This window comes from Bacillus sp. PSXD-155 (genome assembly GCF_049310765.1).
Classification (GTDB): Bacteria; Bacillota; Bacilli; order Bacillales; family Bacillaceae_G; genus Bacillus_A; species Bacillus_A cereus.
On the sequence record NZ_JBMOWC010000053.1, the window covers coordinates 20,973 to 27,616 of the forward strand.

A 6,644-nucleotide genomic window follows, 5' to 3' on the forward strand; every position below is an offset into this window, starting at 1 on the left:
ATTATAGATTTCTGCTAAAATCTTATTTAGCTACACCATTAAAATTTGATGCAAGTAATCCATTATCCTGCTCTTTAGAAGTTGTTCCTGCAGTTTTCTGTTCTGGTTTTTGTTCGGGTTTCTGCTCTGGCTTTTCTTTCTCAAGAACTATAACATTTACTGTTTCAGTTGAGCTATTTCCTACCTTATCGGTTGCCGTTACTTGAACTGATATTGTGCCTGGCTTACTTGTATCATACGCTCCTACTGTTATTACTGGATTTGGATCTTTATTATCTTTTACACTCACTAAACTTTCTGGACTTAATTTATCTCCCACATGTACGGTTACACCTTGTTTCGCTGTTATTACTGGTGCTTCCGTATCCTTCTCCTCTTCCTTTTCTACTACTTTTACTGTTACCGTTACTGTTGAGCTGTTACCCGTATTATCAGTTGCCGTTACTTGAACTGATATTGTACCCGGTTTACTTGTATCGTACACTCCCACTGTTACTACTGGGTTTGGATCTTTATTATCTTTTACACTCACTAAACTTTCTGGACTTAATTTATCTCCTACATGTACGGTTACACCTTGTTTCACTGTTATTACTGGTGCTTCCGTATCCTTCTCCTCTTCCTTTTCTACTACTTTTACTGTTACCGTTACTGTTGAGCTGTTACCCGTATTATCAGTTGCCGTTACTTGAACTGATATTGTACCCGGTTTACTTGTATCGTACACTCCCACTGTTACTACTGGGTTTGGATCTTTATTATCTTTTACACTCACTAAACTTTCTGGACTTAATTTATCTCCTACATGTACGGTTACACCTTGTTTCACTGTTATTACTGGTGCTTCTGTATCCTTTTCCTCTTCTTTTTCTACTACTTTAACGATTAGTGTTGTACTTGAGCTATTTCCTGATGCATCTGTTGCCGTTACTGTTACTTGAATTTCTCCTGCCTTACTTGTATCGTACGCTCCTACTATTACTACTGGGTTTAGATCTTTATTATCTCTTACGTCTACTAAATCTCCTGCATTTAAGCTATCTCCTACATAAACAGTTACACCTTGTTTCGCTGTAATTACTGGTGCTACTGTATCCTTTTCTTCTTCTTTTTCGACTACGTTGACGGTTACTGTTGTACTTGAGCTATTTCCTGATGCATCTGTTGCCGTTACTGTTACTTGAATTTCCCCTACCTTACCTGTATCGTACGCTCCCACTATTACCACTGGGTTTGGATCTTTATTATCTTTTACTTCTACTAAATCGCCTGCACTTAAACTATCTCCTACATGTATAGTTACACCTTGCTTTGCTGTAATTACTGGTGCCACTGTATCTTTTTCAGGTTTCTCCGGTTTTGTTGTACCACCATTATTACCTTCACCACCTGTTGGTGGTTTTATATCTCCCCCGCCACTATTACCTTCACCACCTGTTGGTAGTTTTGCATCTCCTACGTTACTAGAATCTCCAGAAGCTGGCGTTTTTTTATCATGATTAACTGGAGGCATTGAATTATCTGCAATAGCAACCCCATCATTGATATTTAAATCGCCACCAAATACAAAGTTCTTACTATCCTTATTATCCGAAACAGAAGGATTGTTTGTTGCTGATGCTATTGAAGTATTTAAATCTGAAAAACGATTATTTGATTTATCACCGTCAATAACTGATGCTAGATTTCTATCTGAATTTATAGCCGCGGTAGCAATTGAATCAGTTAAATCATCAAATTTCTTTTTAGTTTTGTTATTTTCAATGATTCCGGCTAAATTTTGAGCAGAGCTACGTTTTGCATTATCAATGATTTCATCAAAATCGTTAGTATTTAAATTTTCATTCGTTTCATTCTTACTTTCATCTTTTTTCTCATCTTTCTTCTTTTCTTTTTCAGTATCTTTTTTCTTTTTAGATACTGATGCTGTTTTGGTGCTCTTTTTTTCCGAAGAAAACAGCGAGCAGCCTGAAACTACCCCAACACTTAAGGTAGTAGCAGTAGTTGCAAGTAAAACTTTCTTGAAGATTTTTGAATAATCTAAAGGCACAATCAATTCCTCCCCATTACTTAACCTGCACTTATAGTTGCAACAGATGTAGCAGAACTATTAGGTGTAGAATTACTAATTTTTTCGAGTAAATCTTTATTTCCAACCTTTTGAGCAAACTTTTTAGCTTCCTCAGATTTATTTAATTTCAAATAACTATTAACAATAATTCCTTCTCTTCTACCATCTAGTGGCACTTGATCTATTAATTTGATAACTTCTTCATGTTTGTTATCTAACGCAGCAATTTCAAAATTAATTAGTGAATTTTTAGTTTTAAGTTCTTTTACCTTTTTCAAGTTATCAACAGCTATATAATATGAAACTACTGATTCTGCAAAATCTTGCTCTAAGTCAATAGCCTTTTGTGCTTTACCGCTTAAAAGATAAGTAAATAAAACTGCCTTTTTATCTTCTTTTCCTAACTTTTTATAATCCACTTTATCAAATTCCAAGGCAGCATCTTGATATTTTTGAACTGCAGATAATCTTAATCCATTTATTAAATTCACATTAACTTCTAAACTATTTACATCATTTGCAGATGCAGCCTGTAAATTCTTCAAATTACTAAAGGTAAGACCTGCTAATATGAATAAAACAATCGATGCGATTCCTATAATAGCGTACTTATATTTTTTTATATTATTTAGGATTCCTTTTTTATCTATTACTACTTTCTCTTCATGTTCAGGTTTAGTTTCACTTAGTAGATTTCTTTTCTTATTTAAATTGATTTCATCACTTTCTGGTTCCCTTTTAGCCACAGCTATTTTTTGTCTCTTTTGTGCTTCTTCTATTTTCTTTTCTTCCTCTAATCTACGTTTTCTTAATTCTTCAAGTTTTTTCTCCTCCGCCTTACGACGTGCTTCCACTTCTGCCTGTTTCTTTGCTTCTTCTTCTGCTTTCCATCGCGCTTCCACTTCTGCCTGTTTCTTTGCTTCTTCCTCTGCTTTCCGTCGTGCTTCCGCTTCTGCCTGTTTCCTTGCTTCTTCCTCTACTTTTCTACGTGCTTCCGTTTCTGCCTGTTTCCTTGTTTCTTCTTCCGCTTTCCGTCGTGCTTCCGTTTCTGCCTGTTTCCTTGCTTCTTCTTCCGCTTTCCGTCGTGCTTCCGCTTCTGCCTGTTTCCTTGCTTCTTCTTCTTCTGCTTTTCTACGTGCTTCCGCTTCTGCCCGTTTCCTTGCTTCTTCTTCCGCTTTTCTACGTGCGTCTTCTATTTTAAATTCGCTTTCAGAAGTGCCTGCCTGTTTTTGAATTGTAGTGATCCAATCAAGAGCTGGGTTATTATTTGAAGATTCATTTTTAGGTAAATTTACATTTACACTTTCTTCACGTTGGTTCTGCGGTTGTTCTAAATGCTCTTGTTGTATTTGCTCACTTACTGGATCTTTATAGACATCCTCATATTGTTCTTCCTCCTCTGCTAGTAATCGTTCTCGTCGTTCTTTTTCTTGTCTAATCCTTTCCTTAATTACGTTTCTTTTTCTATTATTTTGCATATAACAACAATGGCCTCCTTTCTATCGGTACCTCATTAATGAGAGTAATTAAATTATTCATCCTTCATAATTAATCATGAGATATTTCTACAGAAAAACTAAGGAAAATTAGAGATAATATTATTTCTTTAAGCATGATAAATAAAAAAAGGATAAATAGGTAGCACCCATTTATCCTTCTTTTTATTTATCATCTATTGAGTTTATCGTTTTCCGACAAAAAACTTCTTCCTTAAAATGTAAAAATATGAAACGCCAATTTTAGGCGGGAGATGAATGTCGCTTGGCATAAGCCAACATGTTTACTACCATATACTTGTACAGATTGCTCTTTGAAAACTGAAGATATAAGGTTGGTTGCAGAAAAGTGTTGCAACCGTAAAATCTTCAACGTTCTTGCGCCCCACGTTTGCCGAAGTTGTGAAAACCAAGCTAAAGTAGGAAGTGTGGTGAGTAATTCGAAGTACATGTTATACCCTTAATACATCACTTTATTCTCAATTTTCAGACAGAAAAAGATACAACACGCTCGTTATACTGTATATCCTGATAAATACAAATATATATTTTCACGCCATATTAAGTTCATCCATTACTTTCAACTTTTCATGTAATAGATTAAAAATTTCATCTTTATAGTCACATTTCTTCAATTTTTTAATTGCTTCATCCTTTATTTGTGACACTCTTTCAGTTGTTATCATAAGTGCTTTTGCAATTTCTTTATGCAAATATACTTTACCATCTAGAAGACCAAAACATAGATTTAGTACCATCTTTTGCTTTGGGTTTAATACTTCATCAAATATTAACCATATCTCGTAATTTAAGTCCTCAATTACCATCTCATTTGTTGACGGAATTGCTGAACTATCATCATAGAATGGATTTAATATACCTATATCTTCATTTATTGTATCTACATCCAAAGTCATAGTAGTAGCTCGCTTATAATATACGTTGTGCTTAATGACTGTTTCGCTAGTTACATTTAACTCTTTTGCTACTTCTTCCACTGAAGGGGTTCTGTTGTACATTTGTAGATATTTATCTTCTAACTCGACATATCTTAAATTAAATTGATTCACATAATGAGGGATTTTAAAAGGTCCAGACTTTTTTCTACATATAATTCCTAACATACTTTTTTGTATCCACCAAAAAGCGTACGTGGAAAAGCAATAACCTAAAGCCGGATTAAAGTCTTCCATTGCCCGTAACATTCCTTCATTACCCTCTTGAACCAGATCATCAAACTCTATATCAGGGTGCTTGTTTTTGTACTTTCTTGCAATAGATAATACTAGTCCTACATTCACATGAAACAAATAATCACGTAGATCCTTTTCACCATGTTTGTACCGCTGAAATAATTTCAAACTTTCTTGTTTTGATAGTACCTTATAATTCCCAATTTCCTTAATTTCAAAAGTGTTCTCTTCTAGATTTGCCATTGGCTTAATACTTCTTGCAGTAGAACCTTGTGTTATAGTTTTATTTAATGACTCATCGCGATTCAAGCTGCTATATGATTCATTCATACCTATTCCTCCCTTCTCATTTTTAACGAATTGTTTCTAAAAATATTTTTGTCTCCTTTTGTACGTTACTAATCAACTTACAGTTCCTTGCGCATGTATTGGCAAGTTCTTTATGTGCTTTCGTTTTTCTCAATTCTATATAAATATCGCATCCTTTGCAGATGCTACTAATACCTTCCATTATTTCTAATTGTCTTCTTCTTTCATATAAAAACTGCTCTTTTGTTTTCTTCTCGCTTACTCGTCTCCCCATTTGTTTCACCTCGTATACATGAATAGTATTATTTAGTAAGTGAACTACCCACCACTTAACGTTCTAACGGACTGTTTGAAGTGGGGGCTTCTCGGTTAGTCGTTACTTTTGGTAGCTAACGAATTCGTCCTAAGACAGCCGAGCTAACTCCCTTGTTCCAAGGGTTATTTTATTGCTATCTATGCTAACGCCAATAGGCGTATTGCTTCATTTTTGATATTGATAGCTGCGTTATAATCTCTATCGAGATTTACACCGCATATACAAGAATAGACTCGCTCAGACAATGACATATTTTTCACATTTCCACAACTGCTACATGTTTTTGTGGAAGGAAACCATTTGTCTATTTTCACAAGCTGTTTGCCTTGTTCATTTAGTTTATAAGCTAAGAAAGAAGTGAACATACCCCAAGCATTATCAGCGACGCTTTTTCCAAAATGAAGTGCTTGCGATATTCCCTTCATATTTAGATCTTCAATAGCTACAACATCAAAATGAGTAGCTAACTCTTTAGACTTACGATGAAGGAAGTTCTTACGTTGGTTTGCTACTTTTTCATGCAGCTTAGCTACACGGATACGTTGTTTATTCCAACGCCCTGAACCTTTTGTACGTCTTGATAATACTCGTTGAGCATTTGCTAATCGGTCTAACATTTCACGATAGAACTTAGGATAATTGGCTCTCTCATCCTCAGAACTGACGTATAATTGATCCATCGCAAAGTCTAATCCAACAACTGTTTCTACTTCTTCTTGTACGATCTCTTTTTCGTATTCAGTCAAAATGGACACATAGTATTTACCAGTAGGTGTCATAGAAATCGTACATGACTTGATTATATGGTCTTGTGGTATTTCTCTATGCTGTTTGATACGTACCATTTTCAGTTTTGGCAATTTGATATGACCGTTAAGCAACATAATATTTCCGTTCACTACATTCGTTGTATAAGACTTTCTGTCTTTTTTTCTTTTGAATGTTGGGAAGTCATTTTGACCACGAAAGAAATTTTTATAGGCAGTTTGCAAGTTTAGTTGAGCATTTGCCAAAGCTAATGAATCCACTTCTTTTAACCACTCAAATTCTGCTTTGTATTTCGCAGGAGTGAGAAGCTTTTGTTTTTTTAGTTGTTCTTTATCCTCTTTGTGTTTTTCATACGCTTCTTTCCGTTCAGCTAACATTCTGTTATACACGAAACGTACACAACCGAAGGTTTTACGCATAAGATGTGCTTGGTCTTCTGTTGGATACAAACGGAATTTATATGCTTTATTCTGCTTTGTCATATCATTTCA

The 6,644-nt window shown here is 34.9% G+C and carries 6 protein-coding genes; all 6 read right to left on the minus strand.

Annotated elements, in window-relative coordinates; translation table 11 throughout:
• Positions 1-22: 22 nt before the first annotated feature.
• The 6 genes from ACO6VI_RS28045 to ACO6VI_RS28070 all read right to left on the minus strand — a co-directional run bounded on the left by ACO6VI_RS28045 (position 23) and on the right by ACO6VI_RS28070 (position 6,635).
• Positions 23-2,050, minus strand: a complete 2,028-nt coding sequence (locus tag ACO6VI_RS28045) for an adhesin (protein ID WP_422424674.1) — start codon at positions 2,048-2,050, stop codon at positions 23-25.
• A gap of 20 nt (positions 2,051-2,070) precedes the next feature.
• On the minus strand, positions 2,071-3,549 hold the full coding sequence (locus ACO6VI_RS28050; RefSeq protein ID WP_422424675.1) for a hypothetical protein: 1,479 nt from the start codon (positions 3,547-3,549) through the stop codon (positions 2,071-2,073).
• Positions 3,550-3,781: 232 nt separating this feature from the next.
• Complete coding sequence (locus tag ACO6VI_RS28055) at positions 3,782-4,018, minus strand: hypothetical protein (RefSeq protein ID WP_327961603.1); 237 nt, start codon at positions 4,016-4,018, stop codon at positions 3,782-3,784.
• A gap of 100 nt (positions 4,019-4,118) precedes the next feature.
• Positions 4,119-5,090, minus strand: a complete 972-nt coding sequence (locus tag ACO6VI_RS28060; protein ID WP_422424676.1) for a sigma-70 family RNA polymerase sigma factor — start codon at positions 5,088-5,090, stop codon at positions 4,119-4,121.
• A 22-nt stretch (positions 5,091-5,112) separates the two neighbouring features.
• Complete coding sequence (locus ACO6VI_RS28065; protein WP_422424677.1) at positions 5,113-5,343, minus strand: hypothetical protein; 231 nt, start codon at positions 5,341-5,343, stop codon at positions 5,113-5,115.
• 179 nt (positions 5,344-5,522) lie between these two features.
• The gene (locus ACO6VI_RS28070) at positions 5,523-6,635 is read right to left on the minus strand and encodes an RNA-guided endonuclease TnpB family protein (RefSeq protein WP_422424679.1); all 1,113 of its coding nucleotides are present in this window, start codon (positions 6,633-6,635) and stop codon (positions 5,523-5,525) included.
• Positions 6,636-6,644 lie beyond the last annotated feature (9 nt).

What these genes read in the sequence shown, in the direction of transcription:
- ACO6VI_RS28060 (WP_422424676.1), bottom strand. Translation starts at nt 5,090, where the DNA reads ATGAATGAATCATATAGCAGCTTGAATCGCGATGAGTCATTAAATAAA.
- ACO6VI_RS28065 (WP_422424677.1), bottom strand. Translation starts at nt 5,343, where the DNA reads ATGGGGAGACGAGTAAGCGAGAAGAAAACAAAAGAGCAGTTTTTATAT.
- ACO6VI_RS28050 (WP_422424675.1), bottom strand. Translation starts at nt 3,549, where the DNA reads ATGCAAAATAATAGAAAAAGAAACGTAATTAAGGAAAGGATTAGACAA.
- ACO6VI_RS28070 (WP_422424679.1), bottom strand. Translation starts at nt 6,635, where the DNA reads ATGACAAAGCAGAATAAAGCATATAAATTCCGTTTGTATCCAACAGAA.
- ACO6VI_RS28055 (WP_327961603.1), bottom strand. Translation starts at nt 4,018, where the DNA reads ATGTACTTCGAATTACTCACCACACTTCCTACTTTAGCTTGGTTTTCA.